A 17,769-nucleotide genomic window follows, 5' to 3' on the forward strand; every position below is an offset into this window, starting at 1 on the left:
GGTCGGGGGCGCCGCCCTCTGACACCTTCCGCAGCCCTCGGGCCAGTAAAGCTGCCGACGTGGCCGAGCGCGAGGAGAGCTGGCCGCACTCCGTCGCGGCCGCTCAGGCGGCCGGGCAGACCGGCGCGTAGGCCAGGTCGCTGCGCGTACATGACCAGCCCATCGGGGCGGTGAATGTGCTGCTGTCCAGCGGGCGCCTCAACGAGCGAGCGCGTCCCGGGCGTCCAGTCGTCTCTCGTTTTTCAACCTGCCCCGATCAAGGGCCGTTCGGTGCCCGTCGGGCCGAACGGCTCGGGGTTTGCTTTCTCTTCGCCGTTGCGCAGGCCGACGGGGTTCGGGTGAGCCCGCACCAGGTCTTGAGAATGCGCAGCTGGTATCGGTGATCGGCAGCGGAGGTTGGGCCGGTTGTCAGGCGCCGCCGACGTGGTCCGAGACGGCCACGACCAGGACGCGGGTGCCGGGCGCGGTGGCGCGCCAGCGGTGGCGCACTCCGCCGGCGAGGTAGAGGGTGTCGCCCGGGCCGAGGTGGTAGGTGTGGCCGTCGGCCTCGACTTCGGCCGTGCCGTCGGCCACGTACATCAATTCGTCGTTGGGGTGCAGGAATTCGCGTTCGGAGTCGCGTTGGCCGGTGAACTCCAGGGCGTGCATCTGATGGTGGCCCCGCACCAGCGGACGCACCCCGGCCCCGGACGAGAGGCCCGCGTCGTCCCCGGCGCGTACGACGTCGACCACTCGGTCGGTGGCGTCGGCGGCCGCGAGCAGTGCCACGGCGGTGGTGCCCAGGGCGTCGGCCAGGCGTTGGAGGGAGCGCATGCTGGGGCGGGCCCGCTCATTCTCGATCTGGCTGAGGAAAGGCACGGACAGGTCGCTGCGTTCCGCGACGGCCGCGAGTGTCAGGTCGAGCGCCCGGCGTCGGCGGCGTACCGCGCCGCCGAGGCGGGGCCCCTGGCCCGTGCCGTCTGTGTCGTTCATCGTGTAGCCCTCCCCAGGGATCACTTTACGCATCGCGGATGACTTCGTATTCCTGTCACATCGCTGACACAGTCCACCTCTACTGTCAAACACGTTTGGAGACATCAAAAAAACTTTGAAGGAGGGTGTTGTGACCACAAACGTGCCCGTCGTGGACCAGAACCAGCGCCGCCGGCGTGGGACCGGCCTCATCGCGCTGGATCCCCAGGCGGTCTGCCCGGGCTTCACGCTGTACGCGCCGCTGACCGGCGGCGGCGAGGTGTACCTGGTGGATCTGCACGGGGAAGCCGTGCACACCTGGCGGATGCCGTACCGGCCTGGGCGCCACGCCCGCATCCTCGCCAACGGGAACCTCGCCTACAACGGGGTGCTGCCGGGAGAGAAGGCGCTGTTCGCGATGTGGCACAAGTACCGGGGAGGAGTGATGCTCGAAGCGGCCCCCGACGGCACGGTGCTGCGCGAGCACCGCGACCCCTACCAGCATCACGACGCCCATCACGTCGGCGACGGGCGGATCCTGTACACGGCTCTCGAACCGCTGCGCGGCGCCGAGGCGGCCGGGGTCCTGGGCGGGGTGGCCGGTTCGGAGGCGGACGGAACCACGGTGTGGGCGGACACCATCAAGGAGGTCGCGCCCGACGGCACCGAGCTGTGGTCGTGGAGCGCCGCCGAGCACCTGGACCGCGCCGACTACCCGCTCCACCCGGACTACGGGCGCGAGCACTGGCCACTGATCAACAGCGTGACGCCGCTCGCCGACGGCAATGTCCTGGCAAGTCTGCGCAGCGTGTCCGCGGTGGTGGTGATCGGCCGGGACACCGGCGAGATCCTGTGGCGCACCGATCCCGGCGCGGTCTCCCAGCAGCACCATCCGAGCGAACTGCCCAACGGCAACATTCTGGTCTTCGACAACGGGGTCTACCGCCCGGGGCACGACGTGCCGTACTCGCGCGTGGTCGAACTCGACCGCGCGAGTGGTGCAGTGGTGTGGGAGTACCACGATCCGGCCCGCGAGTCGTTCTTCGCACCGTTCATGGGCGCCGCCCAACGGCTGCCCAACGGAAACACCCTGGTCACCGACTCACCGGCCGGCCGGCTCTTCGAGGTGACCCGGGAGGGCTATCTGTGCTGGGAGTTCGTCGTGCCGCAGTTCGGCGGCTACGAGGAGTCGGAGGTACGGCGGCTCTTCCCGGCCGAGCCGAACGCCGTCTTCCGCGCCTACCGCTACACGCCCGCCGAGCTGCCCTGGCTGGCGGCACGGCCGTGACGTCCGTCGGCAACGAACGCGTGCCGGCCACCCGGCTCCTACCCCTGGCCGCGCAGCACGTCCTCGCCATGGTCGCGGCCCCCGTCTCCACTGTCTTCCTGACCTCGGCCGCCCTGCGCCTGTCGCCCTCGGCCACGGCATCCCTCATGAGCACCGTGCTGGTCCTGTGCGGCGGCGGGTCGCTGCTCCAGTCGCTCGGGGTGTGGACATTCGGGGCCCGGCTGCCGTTCGTGATGCTCCCCGGCGGGGCGGCGGCCGCGCTGTTCCTTCAGATAGCCCATGACCACGGGCCCGCCGTGGCAAGCGGTTCGGTGCTGCTGGCAGCCGGCCTGCTCCTGGCCGTCGTGCCGCTGTACGCGCGGGTGGTGCGCCTGTTCCCGCCGTTGGTGATGGGGGTGACGGTGCTGCTGATCGGCATCTCCATGATCCGTGTCGCCGCCCAGCTCGTCGCCGGCCCCGGCGCCACGACAGGGGCGCGGGCACTCACCCTCGCCGCGCTCACCGTGCTGGCCACGGTTGTCGCCCACCTCGTGCTGCCCGGGGTGTGGCGGCAGGCGGCAGTGCTCGTCGGCATGATGACGGGCGCCTTGATCGCGCTGGCCACCGGACTCGGCGCATTCACGCCGGCGCCGGGCTCCGGCTTCGCGCTGCCCGCATTCCTGCCCTACGGAGCGCCGCACTTCGACGTCCTGGCCGCGCTGCCGATGCTGGTGTTCAGCCTCACCACACTGGCCGAGATCACCGGCCAGACCGTGCTGAACAGCGAGATCACGGGCCGAGCTCCCCGCCCAGGCCGCGACGTTCCGCGCGTGGCGCGCGCCGACGCGCTGGTCTCCCTTGTCGGTGGCCTGTTCGGGACGTCATTGATGGTGACCAGCGCGGAGAACATCGGCATCGGCCGGCTCACGGGGGTGCGCAGCCGGTATGTGACGGCGGCTGCGGGAGCCCTGCTGGTCCTCGCGGGGCTCTGCTCTCCGCTCTCGCGTCTGGTGGCAGGGCTGCCCGCTCCGGTGGTCGGCGGTTCGGCGCTCGTCGTGTACGCGGTGATCGCGGTGATGGGCGTGGAGATGCTCGGCCGAGCCGAGCTGAGCGAAGGCTCCGGGGCGATGGTCGCCGCCCTCGCCCTGACGGCGGGCCTCTTGCCGGTTCTCTCTCCTGGCCTCTACGCCGGCCTTCCCGCCTGGCTGCGCACAGTTATGGGCAGCGGGGTGGTCGCGGGCACGCTCACTGCCGTGCTGCTGCACGCACTGGCCTCAACAGCCGTACTGCGCGGTCCGGTTCGGCCGGGGAGTGGCGCCGCAGCAGGGCCGCATGAGGTTGCTGTTCAGGCTCGGCCCCCGAGGACCAGAGCGGTGGGCGACGTGCCGGCGACACGCCCGCAGGAGTGACTGGCTTTCCTCACGAGGATGCGCGCCTGGAAGGGGACCGTCCATACGGTGGTCGGCATCTGGGCAGCCGCCTGCCGGTTTGCTAGCGTCGGGCCATGGTCGCCCAGGCTGAGAACTTCGCGTCGCGTCGCTATGTCGACCTGCGTCGCCAAGGTACGGCCACCTGTCGCCCGAGCTGAGGCGGCGGGAGCGAGTCCCGATCGCCGACGACGAGACGGCGCAGTGTCGGACCAGCTCCCGAGGAAACCCATGGCAACGGCACCCCCAGCGGCACGGCGGGCCGCGGACAGCGCGCGGCGCAGGACGAGCGCCAGCGTCGTCCTGCGGTCCGTCCTTGAGCACGGGCCGGTCGCCCGGAGCACCATCGCCCGGCTGACCGGCCTCTCCCCGGCCTCGGTGACGGAGCACTGTGCCCAGTTGGGTGGCCTCGGCCTGATCGGGGAGGCCGCTGTGCCCCGGCAGCCGAAGGGCGCCGGGCGCCCGCACATCCCCGTCGATCTGGACGCCTCCCGGTTCGTGGTCGGCGGGGTGCACGTGGCCGTTCACTACACCACCGTCGCGCTGCTCGACCTGCGCGGGCGGGTGGTCGCCGAGCGGCGCCTGGTCCATGGCGAAGGCACCGATCCGGGCCGGGTCCTCGCGAACGCCGCCGACGGGCTCGGCGTGCTCCTCGCGGAGGCCGCCGACCGGACACCGCTGGGCATTGGTGTGGCTGCCGGGGGCTGGGTGGACCGCGATGCCGGGACCATCGTCGAGCACGGGCTCCTCGGCTGGCGTGACGTGGCCGTACGCGAGGTGATCGGCGCGTACACCGGCCTGCCGGTCCACGTGGACGGCCACGCAAGGGCGTTGGTCGAGGGCGAGCGGCTGTTCGGTCGGGCGCGGGGGAGCCGGAGCGTCCTGCACCTCTTCGTCGGCAATGTGGTCGACGCCGCGTTCGCCACCCACGACCAGGTGCACCACGGCCCCCGCTCGCAGGCGGGGGCGATCGCCCATCTGCCGCTGGAAGGCGGCACGGAGCCGTGCGCCTGCGGCCGGACGGGATGCCTCCAAGTCGAGTTGAGTGAACGGACGCTGTGCCGCCGGGCGCGTGAGCGGGGGGTCATCAGCACGGCGAACCCGATGCACGTCGTGCGGGCCGCGGCCGAGGGGAGTGCGGTCGCGGTAGGGCTCCTCGTGGAGCGGGCCAGGATGGTCGGGCGGGCGGCCGGGCTGCTGCTCGACGTGCTCAACCCGGAGACGGTCGTCATCACCGAGGCCGGGGTGCTGTACCGGGACGACTGCCTCGGCGCGGTGCGCGAGGCTGTGGGGGAGGGACGTGCCGCGGTGGTCGTGCCGAGCAGTTTCCCGGATTCCGTCCTCGCTGTGGCGGGCGGTTCCGTTGCGCTCGACGTGCTCTACCGCGATCCGCTGGGCGTGGCGGCGGTATCAGGCGTGCGTGCGGGATTGAATTAATTCAGAAACTCCGAATGTTGACAGGGGCTCTGCCTGGCCGAGAACATTCTGGTCATGAGCAGCGCGCAGGAATTCTCCCCGGTGATCCGGTCGCGGCAGGCCCGCGACCGGATCACCGGTGTCGCGCCGGCGCCCACATGGCAGGTTCCGCTGACCAAGTGCCGTTTCATCGACCTGATGCGGATCGGCCGCGCCCTTTGTCGCTGATGTGGCGCGTGTGCTCGACGGGTTGATGTGTCGATGAAGTGACGCATTGTTGCAGCCATGTTGACGTGCGGACGCACTCGCGCACTTTCATGCTTCTGGCGCGCCTTCAGTGTGCGCCCAATTTCTGCGCGCCCTTCCCTCTTTCTGGTACTTCTCCGTGCCCGGGTACCGGAAATGGCGCACGAATTCCCCCCTCATGAGTTTCCCTTGACCTGACGGAGTTCCTCCATGCCACCAGCGTCCCCAGCCGTGCCCGGTGTCGACCGGCGGCTGTTCCTGTCCTCCTTGCTCGGCGTCGCCGCCGCTGCCTCCCTCACCGGCTGCGCGGGTGCCAATGCCGCCGACTCCCGGGTCAAAGGGTCCCTGTCCGCCCCGCTGGCCACCACCGTCCCCTCCGGGACGAGCCTGAAGATCGCCTCGTACCAGGGCATCCAGCAGCTCCAGTTCAAGCTGGCGGGCCTGACCGACCTGCCCTTCACCGTGTCGGACTGGGTGAACACCGGCGCCGGCCCCGATGTCATCAACGCCTTCCGCGCCAAGTCCCTGGACCTCGCCAACAACGCGGGCATCCCGCCCATCCAGGCGCACTTCCAGGGGTACGACGCGAAGATCGTGGCGATCGACATCACCCGCAAGCCGAGCTACGTGTTCGCCACGAAGCCCGGCAGCGACATCCGGGACGTCCAGGGCTTCAAGGGGAAGAAGCTGGCCTTCTCGCAGGGGCAGGCGCAGGGCGTCGTCCTGCTGCGCGCCCTGAAGCAGGCCGGATTGCAGGATGGCGACGTACACCTCGTACCGCTGACGAGCAATCAGTTCCTCACCGCGCTCCAGGCCGGCCAGGTCGACATCGCCCCGCTCGCCAACAGCCAGGCCCCCGCCTACCTCAAGCAGTACGGGCCCAAGGGCGCACACACCATCCCGACCGATGTCGTGGACCTCCTCAACCTGCTGTGGGCGCCCACCTCCGTCCTCGCCGACCCCGCCAAGGCCGCCGCCGTCGCCGCGTACATCCCCCGCTGGGCGAAGGGGCAGGTGTGGGCGTACGAGCACCCGGACGCCTGGAACGAGGAGTTCTACGTCAAGACCCAGAACCTCACCCTCACACAGGCCCGGTCGATCACTTCCCTCGCCAACAAGCCTTTGTTTCCGCCCCGTTGGGACGAGGCGGTGACGTGGGAGCAGGAGACCGCGGACCTGCTCGCCGAGGGCGGCTTCGTGAAACGGTTCAAGGTCGACTCGCTCTTCGACCGGCGCTTCGAGAGCCTCGCCGCCGAGGCTGTCCCGGCCGAATACCAGAGGTGACAGCCATGACCACCACCGCGACCACACCGCTGGTGTCGCCATCCGCCGAGCACGCCCGTCCTGCGCTTCGCACCCGACGCCGCGCCCTCGCCCCCGGCAAGCGGCTGCCCGCCTCCCGGCTCATCGGCCCGGGGCTCGTGCTCGCCCTGTGGGCGGCCGCGTCCGGCGCCGGGCAGCTGGACCCCGCCGCGATCCCGGCGCCGTGGACGGTGCTGCGCACCGCCGGCCAACTGTGGAGCGAGGGCACCTTGTCCACCGACGTGCTCACCTCGCTCGAACGCGCCGGCTACGGGTTCGCCCTCGGACTGACCGCCGGTGTGGTCCTCGCACTCGTGGCCGGGCTCAGCCGGGTCGGCGAGGCACTGATCGACGGAACCGTCCAGCTCAACCGGGCCATTCCCACGCTCGGTCTGATCCCGCTGTTCATCCTCTGGCTCGGCATCGGCGAGACCTTCAAGATCGCGATCATCGCCATCGTCGTCTACATCCCGATCTACCTGAACCTGCACGCCGCGCTGTCCGGCATCGACCACCGCTACGTCGAACTCGCCGAAGTCCAGGGGCTGTCCAGGATCCGCTTCGTCCGGCAGATCGTCATTCCCGGCGCGCTGCCCGGCTTCTTCGTGGGCCTGCGTCTCGGAGTCACCGGCTCGTGGCTCTCCCTGGTCGTCCTCGAGCAGATCAACGCCACCAGCGGCCTCGGCTACCTGATGTTCCAGGCCCAGAACTACGGACGCACCGACATCATTCTCGTCGGCCTGCTGATTTACGGCGTCTTCGGCCTCGTCTCCGACAGCGCGGTCCGCCTCGTCGAACGGAGGGTGCTGTCGTGGCGACGCACGCTGAGCAACTGACCACGGTCGAGAATGCCCCGGCGGTCCGCCTGGCCGGACTGACCCGCTCCTTCGGCGGCCGTACGGTCCTCGACGGCATCGACCTCGACATACCCGCCGGACAGTTCACGGCCCTGCTCGGGCACAGCGGCTCCGGCAAGAGCACCCTGCTTCGCGCCATCGCCGGGCTCGACCACCGCGTCGCGGGAGAAGGCCAACTGACCGCCCCGGAACGGGTGTCCGTAGTCTTCCAGGACTCCCGGCTGCTGCCCTGGCGCCGCGTCCTCGACAACGTGCTGCTCGGGACGGACGGCAAGGAGGCCGCCGAACGCGGGCGCGCCGCCCTCGCCGAAGTGGGGCTCGCGGGGCGCGAAAGAGCCTGGCCCAACGAACTGTCCGGCGGCGAGGCTCAGCGCGCCGCACTGGCCCGCTCCCTCGTGCGGAAGCCCGAACTCCTCCTTGCCGACGAGCCGTTCGGCGCCTTGGACGCGCTGACCCGGATCCGCATGCACGTACTCCTGCGCGAGCTGTGGCAGCGCCACCGGCCCTCGATCCTGCTCGTCACCCACGACGTGGACGAGGCGATCGTCCTCGCCGACCGGGTCCTGGTGCTCGACCAGGGTCGCATCGGCCTCGACCTGGCCATCGAGCGCCCGCACCCGCGCTCGTACCGCGACCCACTCCTCGGCCACCACCGAGAACGCCTGCTCACCGCCCTCGGCGTCACTGCACACGAAGGACACGCCCACCAGCAGGAGGACCACCAGTGACCGGGCGCCAACTGCACCTCAACGCCTTCCTCATGAGCACCGGACATCACGAGGCCTCCTGGCGGCTGCCCGAGAGCGACCCGTACGCGAGTGTCGACCTCGACCACTACCGCGAGCTCGCCTGCATCGCCGAACGCGGCACCTTCGACTCGCTGTTCCTCGCCGACGGCCCGGTCCTGTTCAGCAACGTCGGCCAGCGCCCCGCCGGCGTGCTCGAACCCCTCACCCTGCTCACCGCGCTGGCGGTGGCCACCGAGCACATCGGGCTCATCGCCACCGCCTCCACCTCGTACAACTCTCCCTACAACCTGGCCCGCCGCTTCGCCTCCCTCGACCACATCAGCGGCGGCCGGGCGGGCTGGAACATTGTCACCACCGCCGGCGCCGAAGCCGCCCGCAACTTCGGACTCGACGACGAACCCACCCACGCCACCCGGTACGAGCGTGCCGCCGAGTTCCTGGACGTGGCGCTCAAGCTCTGGGACAGCTGGGAGGACGACCTGATCGTCGCGGACAAGGCACAAGGGGTCTGGGGCGACGACCGCAAGGTCCACCCGCCGCGCCACAAGGGCACGTACTTCAGCGTCGAAGGCGCTCTCAACGTCCCCCGCAGCCCCCAGGGCTACCCCCTCCTCGTACAGGCGGGCTCCTCGCAGGACGGAAAGCACCTCGCGGCCCGATACGCGGAGGCCGTCTTCACCGCGCAGCAGACACTGGGGGACGCGCAGGCTTTCTACGCCGACCTCAAGGCCCGGGCGCGCGCGGCCGGACGGAACCCCGACCACCTCAAGGTCCTGCCCGGCATCGTGCCGGTCATCGGCTCCACCGAGGCCGAGGCACGAGCGCACGAGCAGGTCCTCGAGGACCACATCGTCCACGAGCACGGCCTCCACCGGCTCGAACGCTTGCTGAACCTGGAGCGGGGCACCCTCGAACTCGATGCCCGGCTGCCCGCCGAGCTGCCGCCGGAGAATGACATCGAGGGGGCCAAGAGCCGTTACACCCTCGTCGTGGAACTCGCCCGGCGCGAGCGCCTCACCGTCCGCGAACTCATCGGCCGCCTCGGCGGCGGACGCGGCCACCTGACCTTCACCGGCACGCCCGAGCAGGTGGCCGACGCGATCGAGAACTGGTTCGGCCAGGGCGCCGCCGACGGCTTCAACATCATGCCCGCCGTCCTGCCCTCCGGCCTCGGCCTCTTCGTCGACCACGTCGTGCCGATCCTGCGCGCCCGCGGCCTGTTCCGCACGGAGTACGGCCCGCGAGGCACCCTGCGCGACCGCTACGGCCTACCGCGCCCCGTCAACCAGCACACCCCCTCCCCGGCACTCGCCCACGTCTGAAAGGTCCCTCCCATGTCCGGCATACAGATCCACAAGGTCACCGCACACATCGGCGCCCAGGTGTCCGGCGTCGACATCTCCAGCCCCCTCGACACGGAGACCGTCGCCGCCCTGCGCGCCGCCCTCAACGAGCACAAGGCGCTGGTCTTCGACGACGTCGACCTCGACGACGAGGGACAGCAGGCCTTCGCCCGCCACTTCGGCGACCTCACCACCGCCCACCCCACCGTGCCCGCCGTGGACGACGCGCCCAACGTGCTGCCCGTGGACAGCGAACGCGGACGCGCCAACCACTGGCACACCGACGTCACCTTCGTCCTCAACCCGCCGCAGGCCAGCACCCTGCGCAGCATCACCGTCCCGCCGTACGGAGGCGAGACGCTGATCGCCAACTCGGCCTCCGCCTACCGGAGCCTGCCAGAGCCGCTGCGGCAACTCGCCGACACGCTCTGGGCGGAGCACACCAACGACTACGACTACGCGGTGCCGGACGAGGAGGTCGACGAGGACAGGGCGGAGCAGCGCGCCCAGTTCACATCCATCACTTTCCGGACCGCCCACCCGGTCGTTCGCGTGCATCCCCTGACCGGCGAACGCGGGCTGTTCATCGGCGGGTTCGCCCAGCGGATCGTCGGCCTGTCGGTGGCAGAGTCCCGCAAGGTCCTCGACCTGCTCCAGGCCTACGTGACCCGGCCGGAGAACGTCCTGCGCTGGCGCTGGTCCCCGAACCAGCTGGTCCTGTTCGACAACCGGATCACCCAGCACTACGCCATCGACAACTACAACGGCCTGCCTCGCCGCCTGCACCGCGTGACCGTCGCCGGTGACGTGCCGGTCGGCATCGAGGGCAAGGAGAGCTACTCGATAGCGGGCGACGCCTCGCACTACACATCGGTCCACACGCCGCAGGCGTGACACAAGGCCGCCCGGAAGGCGGGGGCGCCGCATTCTCGGCGCCCCGCCCCTACCTTCCCCGGCGGGGTCATCCCTCTCCTGAGGCGGGCGGCGGAGCGCATGCCGTCGGCGACCGTGGAGTCGGGGTGATCGCGATGTTGGTGAACCCGGCGGTTTCCAGTCCCGCGCGGTACTCGCTGAAGGACAGGGCGCCCCCGATGCGACCGACGTAGTCGCCGCGTTCGGCTCGCTGAGCGGGGTGAGAGCGTCGTCGGCGACGACGTCGGAGATCCCGATCCGGCCGCCGGGGGTCAGGACGCGGAACGTATCGGCGCAGACGGCTGCTTTGTCGGTGGACAGGTTGGTCACGCAGTGGGAGATCACCACGTCGATGGTGACTGCGGGCAGCGGGATGGCCTCGATGGTGCCCTTGAGGAACTCGGTGTTGGTGGCACCGGGCTTTTTCCGGTTGGCCACAGCCAGGGCCAACATCTCTTCGGTCATGTCCAGCTCGTACGCCCTGCCGGTGGGGCCGACCCGGCGGGCGGTGAGCAGGACGTCGATACCGCCTGCGGAGCCGAGGTCCAGTACGCGGTCGCCCTCGTTCAGGTCGGCGACCGCGGTGGGGTTTCCGCAGCCGGGGGAGGCGGCGACGGCCTCGGCGGGCAGGTCCTCGCGCTCGGTGCCGGTGTAGAGAGCCGAGCCAGAGTTGTCGTCGGCGCCGGGGGCGGGCAAAGGGCGCCGGGAGCCTGGGCGGCGGAGGGCTTGTCGTGCCCACCGGCTCCCTGTTCGACCAGTTCCGCTCGGCGCCGGCCCGGATCGCGAGCGCCTTCGGCGCCGCCGAGCAACACACCCCAGCCGTGAAGCCGATCCGACTGGGGCATCCGCTGAACAAGAAGCAAATTCAGACATGCCGATGCATCCGGCCATCATCCGAGGCAGCCGGTTGAACGTAGATGACGCCACGTCACGTCGTGACCTGCGGCTGGAGTGCCAGGGCGCGTACTGCGAGACGGCGCTTGAACGCTGTGCCAGCGCTAAGGCAGGCTGACCCGCATGGTTTCGGTGTTGCAGAACGTGGCGATCGACTGTGCGGATGCTTATGAGCTGGCTCGGTTCTGGAGCGAGGTGACTGGTTACCCGCTGCATCCAGAGGACAGTCCGGGCGACCCCGAGGTCGACGTGATGCTCCCGGAGGGCCCGCTGCTGCACTTCAATCAGGTGCCGGAACCGAAGACGATCAAGAATCGGATCCACCTGTGCCTGCGCCCGAAGACCTCGCGCGAGGAGGAGGTCGAGCGGTTGCTGAGCCTCGGTGCCACCTTCGTTGCCGACCGCCGAGAACCCGGTGGCGCGGGATGGGCCGTCCTCGCGGACCCAGAGGGTAATGAATTCTGTGTTCTTCGCAGCGAGTCGGATTGCGTCGCGAAGTATTCCTGAGGGGCGCCTTGAGGTAGGGGCGCGGGGCCGGAAGCCTGATTGCTGCTGGTCATAGCCGCTCGTCGACGACCACGACGAGGAAGGTTGCCTCGGAGCGGATCGCCGCGGCGCGGTGTCCTTTGAGGTTATTGATCCCACATGCGACTGCGTGCCGAGCTCTGTGGTCCTCGGCGTCGAACCGCGGCCGCTGGCCGGCGCGGGCACCGCGCATCTTACGAGGGCCCGCCTGGCCCGCCTGGCCCGCCTTGTCCGTCGTCCTGCGGACCGGGGCGGGGGCCGCCCTGATGCCGAGCGCGCCGAGTCGCTTGCGCGCGAGGGCAGCATCAGTGGGAAAGGATTTCGGCAGCGTGTCGATCGGCGGGTGTCCCGTTCGACGCTTGGGTGGAGGCGCGTTCTGTGACCCCGCGAAGCGGGATCCAGACAGGTCGCGCCCCCGATGATCAACACGTATGGTCCGCTCGTCGACCGCCGCTTCGGGGTGCCGACGACATAGCCGGCCGCCTGGCGGCCTTGAGGAGACGTCATGAAGATCCGAGCCCGGATGAGTATGAGTGCCGATGGCTTCGTGACCACACCGAGCGGGTGGCCCGCTCTGACTGCCGACCCCGCGTTCGTCTCCGGCCAGAGTCACGGCATCCAGGAGTTCCTGGAAGGCTGCGAGGCGGCGCTGATGGGCCGCACCACCTTCGAGCCGGCGCTGAACAACAACCGCTGGCCATGGCCGAGCCTCGACGTCTACGTACTCGGATCGCACCGCCCGAAGGGCACCCCCGACCACGTCACCACCGACAGCGACCCGGTGCGGCTGCTTGAGAAGCTCCGCGCGGCCAACCGAGGTGGCGATGTCCACCTCATCGGGGGCCCGAAGACGATCGGGACGTTCCACGCTCTCGGCGCGCTCGACACCCTCGAACTGGTCGTCCTGCCGATGCTGTTCGGCGGTGGGACCCAACTGACGCCCACGCTCAGCGCCGACACCAGGCTGACCTTCCTACGCGAACGCGCCCTCCCTGGTGGTTCCGTGGAGATCGTCTATTCCTGCCAGGGCAATCGCACTGAGCTGCCCAGCAAGCCTGCCAGCCAAAGCTGAACTCGGCCAAGCCGCAGGTCGCACAGGCGCAAGAAGCCGGCCTGCGGCCGATGGGCGGGGAGTGTCCGATCACTGGCCGGACGTCGAAGTCGGCGAGGAGCTGCCACGCCCGCGCAGGGCAGAGCCGTGATCGGCAGCAGACGATCGGATCCTGAATTGGCGACGGCCAGACCGCGCCCGGGGCGCTCGGCGTGGAAGTCGCGGCCGATCGTCCGGGGTGGCAGCGAGTACGCGTCGGTCCAATTCCGCGACCGAACAAGGGAGTCGGGCCGCGCTGGGCCCGCTCGCCCTTGTGCCAGCCGCGACGGATGGGGGCACTCACGTGCGGACAGGGACAGTCCCGCCCCCCCACTGAGGGCTGTGTGTCAGCGTCTTGGGGTGAGGTCAGGGCTTGCAACCGGTACCCAGGTACAGGCTGAGCGGCGGCCTGAGGTGGATCGATCGGCGCTGATGAAACAGGGGGTGAGGACTGCGACCAGAGGACCCCAGGCCAGCAGCGGGGCATAGCAGGCGTTCGGCCTACGCCGGTATCGCCATTGACGCCACCAGCCTGTATCTCTTCAGCACGCCTTCAAGCGTGGTCCTGCTCAAACGAAGGCCCTGGTATCCCACAACACGGTTCGCCAGGCTGCGTGTTGCTCATTCGCAAGCTTCGTGCGCTGGCGACGTGTCCGATGGGGGACAGCGCACGAAGCCGATGGGAGTGGGCCATGTGAGTCTCTAATCGTCTCAGAGCCTCAGCAGGCCATCGAGTTCGGTGGTCGAGCTGAGGCTGCCCGCCGACGGTTCGACCACCTTCGTGAAGGGATCGACTGGTGGGGCTGACATTTCCCACGCAGGTACTCCTCGCGCTCTTGTCGTTCGTGTCTGCGTTGCTGGAAGCGGTCGTGGCAGGAGTGCTCTCCCATGCGGCAGGGGCTCCGGTTCCTGGGGCCGTACTGGACGGCGGCGGTGCGTTCGTCGGCTGGATGTCGCTGTGCGTCTTCGTATTGACCGCCCTCGGACTGCTCGGACAGCACTGTTCACGGGACTGATCAGCGGTGGCAGCGCCCCGGACCTGGTCCGGGGCGCTGTTTGCTGCGGGTGGACGGTGGGCGTGCCACGACGCAGGCGTCAGCGTCGCCGAGGTCAGCCGCATCCCGGCGACCGGTATGCCCTCTTCTCCACCTCGTTGCCGGGTCGCCGCTGGGCTGAGCGATCAACGCCCGCCACCAGGTCATCATGCACAGCCCCAGCTACTGGCCCGACAAGCAACCGGAGAATTCCACCGACGAACCCGGCACATTGTCGAAACGCTGATCAGACCACTGGCGGACCGGCCTCGATCCGGCGCATGACCGGGGGGAGACGGTCCAGATCAGGGCCGGTCTGGACCTGCCGCTCGTCCCACCAAGTGGCGCCGGCGTCACGCAGCGGGCCGATCACGTCCCTGGCTTTCCCAGCATTCGAGGACGTGGCACCGCCGAGCACGAGCTCGAAAGGCCGCTCGGCCCTGCCCACACGGTGCTTGCGCACATAACCAACAAGATCCCGAACTTCTGTCACCTCAGGCACCTGGCCATGCCGGGCCGTCTCGAAGAGAGGCACCGCCCCGTCCCACCGCGCTGCCCGCCGCATCGGCGGGCGACGCGGCCAGAACCCGCCGATCCACACCGGCGGACCAGGCTGCTGCACGGTTGCGGGCAGCAGTGTCACGTCCCGCACCTCGTAGTGCCGGCCGCGGTGGTCCACCGGCTCGCCGGACCACCAGCGCCTCAACAACTCGAGCCCCTCGTCCAGCCGCTCGGCAAGGAGCCGTGGCTCAGCAGTGTCGCCGAAGCTGTGATACTCGTCCTCGACCGGTCCGCCCAGACCTGCTGCGAAGATCACCCGGCCGCCGCTGAGATGGTCCAGAGTCGCCACCTGGCGGGCAAGTTGCTGCGGGCGATAACGGGGAACCGGCGTCAGCAAGGTGCCCAACCGGATCCGCGAGGTCGCCAGCGCGGCAGCGGTCAGCAGCATCCAGGGGTCTCCGAAGGGGCGACCTTGGTGCTGTCGGTGCAGGACGTGGTCCCAGACGAAGAGCCCGTCCCAGCCCGCCTGTTCGGCTGCAACCGCCACAGCCGCGACGTTGCGGGGGTCGGCGAAGTCACCGAAGTTGGGGATGTTGATGGAGAAGCGCATCCCAGCAGGATGCGCAACTGGTCGCGAGAGGGCAATCGGATTCGGATGGAGGCGGCTTCACGACAGCACATCGAAGACGCGGTGCTGTGCTCACCCCGCCGGGATCCCGACCCGAGGCCGGGCCGGACCGACATCAAGACTGCCCCATCGGGCTACGCATCCAAGCGGAGCCCGACTGCTGCCACGGCCACCGCCTGGCGCCGCAGGCCAGCGATAGTGTGGAGTTGAGACCCGATTGATGAGGAGGCCGCGTGCGATTCGCGCTGGACGCACTGTTGGCCGACGTACCCGCCGAGCAGGTCGATGAAGCTCGCGACTTCTACAAGTCGAGGGCGGCAGGCCGCGGCCCCAGCTCACTGGAGGAGCTGAAAGAGGCCCGGGCGAAACGGTCTGCTCCTCCCGCCGCTGATCCGCCTGCCATCGAAGAAACGATCGAAGCCGCGGGAGCGAGCGTCCCTGTCAGGATCTTCACGCCTGTCGACGGTCCGCCGCGCGGCGTCTACCTGGACATACACGGCGGCGGCTTCTACATGGACTCCGCAGCGCGAGGAGACCGACGCAACCGCGAGCTCGCAGACGCCCTGCACCTCGCCGTTGTCAGCGTCGACTACCGGCTGGCACCCGAGCACCCCTGGCCAGCGGCACCAGACGACTGTGAAGCGGCGGCGCTCTGGCTCGTCGAAGAAGCCGATGCCCGCTTCGGAACGTCCCGCCTTGCGATCGGGGGGAGCTCCGCGGGAGCCACACTCGCCCTGGCGACCTTGCTCCGCCTGAGAGACAGAAGTGCTGCCGACCGATTCACCGGCGCCGCACTCCAATTCGGGACCTACGACTTGAGCGCACGAACCCCGGCTGGTCGCGGCATCGCGGACGAATACTTCATCCAGGCGTACGTCGGCCACGTGGAAGACCGCACCGTTCCTGACATCTCTCCCCTCTACGGTGTCCTTCGCGGGCTTGCCCCAACGCTGCTGATCGTCGGAAGCACAGACGTGCTGCTTGAAGACAACCTGACAATGGCAGGCCGGTTGTCAGCGGCCGGCAATGATGTTGAGCTCCGGGTCTACCCCGAGTCACCCCACGGCTTCACGGCCCACCCGACGGCAATCGCCAGGACGGCGCTCAGCGGTCTCGAATCCTGGCTGCACGACCGGATTACAGAATCGTAGGCACAGACCGCGATCTCGAGGAATCCCAGCCCCAGAGGCCGCTTGCGCCAGACACGCCTCGCGCAGCCCCGCCCCGACCGACAACCAGCTCGCCATGCTGCCCACCGACGCCCTCCCACGGGGGGCACAAGCTCCCGCGAGGGCGGGGTCGGCACCTGGGGGTGGCACACGGGTACCTACGCCCTGACCGGCGTTTGACAGCCCCCACCCCGTGAGGGCGGGCCGCACGCACGCCGGCCTCCCGGCTTCCGTTCAAGTGGCCGCCGCAACACCCCAGCACCCCTGGATGATCCGCCCACCTTCGCGGGCTTCGAAGACGACCGCGCAGGTGCGGAGGTCGTCGGGTGTCCACCAGCGGGCGTTGCGGCCGTCAGGGGGAGGGCCAGGACGTCTCGGGCAGGCGGTGGTCGGTGAGGTTGGCCCGGACGAGCAGCACCAGGATCGGCGTGAGGAGCAGCCAGCCAGTCAGCTCGGGTCGGGACTGTGTTCGATCGGCCAGGGACACCTCACACGACGCCGGTGATCAAAGCGATGACTGGAGCAGAGGGCCCGTACCGGTTTTGGGCGCTGGGAGCGGTCGGTTGCTCTATGGTGCAGCCTCTGCAGCGGGGCACTCCCGGTCTTCCGCGGGGTGTCCGGCAGGGCAGTCTGCGCGTTACGCCTGGCCGACGGGGCGTCCAGTTTGTACACGGCGCGTAAGGGCCGAGGCGCGACTGGAGAGCGGAGGTCGGCCGCCGGTTGGCCGCGGAGGCCGACCTACGGGCCGCCTCCTCACGTACTGGCGATGGCTGAGGACTCGGTGAGCCTGCGTCGCAGGGTGAGGAGGCCCCGCCGGATGTGGCTCTTGACGGTGCCCAGGGGCAGCCCCGTCAGCTCGGCAATCTGTGTGTGCGTCAGGTCCCTGTAGTAGGCCAGGGCCACCAGACGGCCCTGGGTGGTGGGCAGGGCTCGAAGGCTGGAAGCGAGCATGAGCCGGTGGACGGACCGCTCCTCCTGGACGTCGATGTGCATGGGGTCGTGCCGTGCGGCCAGGGTCGTCGTGATGAGGGTGCGCCGGGCGCGGGCGGTGAGCGCGTCGGCGGTCTTCTTTCGGGTGATGCCGACGAGCCACGCTGAGAGGGGCCCGCGCGCCGGGTCGTAGCCGCTCCTCCCGCGCCAGGCCGCCATGAACACCTGCTGAGTGACGTCCTCGGCCTCCTCGCGGTCGCCCAGCTTCCGGGCTGCCACGGAGTAGACGAGGCCCGCGGTGCGGCGGTAGAGGGTGGCGAAGCATCGCAGATCGCCGTGGCGAAGGCCGGCGCCTACCTCGGCGTCGCTCAGTTCCTCGTCACCGGTCGCGGCGTACGGGGCACACGGCCGAATGCCTGTGGTGTTCATGCGCGTCTCCCTGTGTCGGGGGGGGGGGGGGGGGGGGGGGGGGAAGGGAGGGGGGGGGGGGATAGTCACCAGAGCGAACGCGGGTGGGGGGGTCCTTGT

General features: G+C 69.7%; 17 protein-coding genes and 1 pseudogene. 13 read left to right on the forward strand and 5 right to left on the reverse strand.

Annotation, left to right across the window (positions count from 1 at the left end):
• Positions 1-408: 408 nt before the first annotated feature.
• Entirely contained in the window at positions 409-972 is a 564-nt protein-coding gene (locus AC07F3_RS37275) for a helix-turn-helix domain-containing protein (RefSeq protein WP_479119229.1), read from the reverse strand.
• Positions 973-1,102: 130 nt separating this feature from the next.
• Here AC07F3_RS37275 and AC07F3_RS37280 point away from each other — a divergent pair, with 130 nt between their 5' ends.
• From AC07F3_RS37280 to AC07F3_RS37320, 9 genes are all read left to right on the forward strand, one after another.
• Entirely contained in the window at positions 1,103-2,239 is a 1,137-nt protein-coding gene (locus tag AC07F3_RS37280) for an aryl-sulfate sulfotransferase (protein ID WP_479119230.1), read from the forward strand.
• The gene (locus tag AC07F3_RS37285; RefSeq protein ID WP_479119232.1) at positions 2,236-3,627 is read left to right on the forward strand and encodes a uracil-xanthine permease family protein; all 1,392 of its coding nucleotides are present in this window, start codon (positions 2,236-2,238) and stop codon (positions 3,625-3,627) included. Before AC07F3_RS37280 ends, AC07F3_RS37285 begins: the two co-directional genes overlap by 4 nt.
• Before the next feature lie 249 nt (positions 3,628-3,876).
• Positions 3,877-5,082 (forward strand): ROK family protein, encoded by a 1,206-nt coding sequence (locus tag AC07F3_RS37290; protein WP_479119233.1) that lies wholly within the window; start codon positions 3,877-3,879, stop codon positions 5,080-5,082.
• Between the two features lie 54 nt (positions 5,083-5,136).
• Positions 5,137-5,289: a hypothetical protein gene (locus tag AC07F3_RS37295; RefSeq protein ID WP_479119234.1), complete on the forward strand. Its 153-nt coding sequence runs from the start codon at positions 5,137-5,139 to the stop codon at positions 5,287-5,289.
• 228 nt (positions 5,290-5,517) lie between these two features.
• Positions 5,518-6,591 carry an ABC transporter substrate-binding protein gene (locus AC07F3_RS37300; protein ID WP_479119236.1) on the forward strand — a complete coding sequence of 358 codons (1,074 nt, stop codon included), beginning with the start codon at positions 5,518-5,520 and terminating at the stop codon, positions 6,589-6,591.
• Between the two features lie 5 nt (positions 6,592-6,596).
• Positions 6,597-7,445, forward strand: coding sequence for an ABC transporter permease (locus tag AC07F3_RS37305; protein WP_479119237.1), 849 nt, complete (start codon positions 6,597-6,599; stop codon positions 7,443-7,445).
• The gene (locus tag AC07F3_RS37310) at positions 7,421-8,194 is read left to right on the forward strand and encodes an ABC transporter ATP-binding protein (protein ID WP_479119238.1); all 774 of its coding nucleotides are present in this window, start codon (positions 7,421-7,423) and stop codon (positions 8,192-8,194) included. The genes AC07F3_RS37305 and AC07F3_RS37310 overlap by 25 nt, the downstream gene beginning before the upstream one ends.
• A complete protein-coding gene (locus tag AC07F3_RS37315; protein WP_479119239.1) occupies positions 8,191-9,537 on the forward strand; it encodes an LLM class flavin-dependent oxidoreductase in 1,347 nt (448 codons plus the stop codon). The genes AC07F3_RS37310 and AC07F3_RS37315 overlap by 4 nt, the downstream gene beginning before the upstream one ends.
• 12 nt (positions 9,538-9,549) lie before the next feature.
• A complete protein-coding gene (locus tag AC07F3_RS37320) occupies positions 9,550-10,452 on the forward strand; it encodes a TauD/TfdA dioxygenase family protein (protein ID WP_479119241.1) in 903 nt (300 codons plus the stop codon).
• On the opposite strand, the pseudogene AC07F3_RS37325 reads toward AC07F3_RS37320, so the two are convergent.
• Positions 10,422-11,148 (reverse strand): annotated as a pseudogene (locus AC07F3_RS37325) (methyltransferase domain-containing protein); the annotation flags it as partial. The gene AC07F3_RS37320 and the pseudogene AC07F3_RS37325 overlap by 31 nt on opposite strands.
• 53 nt (positions 11,149-11,201) lie before the next feature.
• Here AC07F3_RS37325 and AC07F3_RS37330 point away from each other — a divergent pair.
• From AC07F3_RS37330 to AC07F3_RS37340, 3 genes are all read left to right on the forward strand, one after another.
• Complete coding sequence (locus tag AC07F3_RS37330) at positions 11,202-11,381, forward strand: hypothetical protein (protein ID WP_479119242.1); 180 nt, start codon at positions 11,202-11,204, stop codon at positions 11,379-11,381.
• 106 nt (positions 11,382-11,487) lie between these two features.
• Positions 11,488-11,871 (forward strand): VOC family protein, encoded by a 384-nt coding sequence (locus AC07F3_RS37335; RefSeq protein ID WP_479119243.1) that lies wholly within the window; start codon positions 11,488-11,490, stop codon positions 11,869-11,871.
• A gap of 523 nt (positions 11,872-12,394) precedes the next feature.
• Positions 12,395-12,961, forward strand: coding sequence for a dihydrofolate reductase family protein (locus tag AC07F3_RS37340; protein WP_479119244.1), 567 nt, complete (start codon positions 12,395-12,397; stop codon positions 12,959-12,961).
• Between the two features lie 1,299 nt (positions 12,962-14,260).
• Here AC07F3_RS37340 and AC07F3_RS37345 read toward each other — a convergent pair.
• A complete protein-coding gene (locus tag AC07F3_RS37345; RefSeq protein ID WP_479119246.1) occupies positions 14,261-15,124 on the reverse strand; it encodes an LLM class flavin-dependent oxidoreductase in 864 nt (287 codons plus the stop codon).
• Positions 15,125-15,375: 251 nt separating this feature from the next.
• Between AC07F3_RS37345 and AC07F3_RS37350 the strand changes: the two genes are divergently transcribed.
• Positions 15,376-16,293, forward strand: a complete 918-nt coding sequence (locus tag AC07F3_RS37350; RefSeq protein WP_479119248.1) for an alpha/beta hydrolase — start codon at positions 15,376-15,378, stop codon at positions 16,291-16,293.
• Between the two features lie 370 nt (positions 16,294-16,663).
• Here the strand turns inward: AC07F3_RS37350 and AC07F3_RS37355 are convergent, their stop codons facing one another.
• Both AC07F3_RS37355 and AC07F3_RS37360 read right to left on the reverse strand, forming a co-directional pair.
• Positions 16,664-16,798: a hypothetical protein gene (locus AC07F3_RS37355; protein ID WP_479119249.1), complete on the reverse strand. Its 135-nt coding sequence runs from the start codon at positions 16,796-16,798 to the stop codon at positions 16,664-16,666.
• Between the two features lie 266 nt (positions 16,799-17,064).
• Complete coding sequence (locus tag AC07F3_RS37360) at positions 17,065-17,670, reverse strand: sigma-70 family RNA polymerase sigma factor (RefSeq protein ID WP_479119250.1); 606 nt, start codon at positions 17,668-17,670, stop codon at positions 17,065-17,067.
• Between the last annotated feature and the right edge of the window lie 99 nt (positions 17,671-17,769).

The organism is Streptomyces sp. NPDC045846 (genome assembly GCF_056431605.1).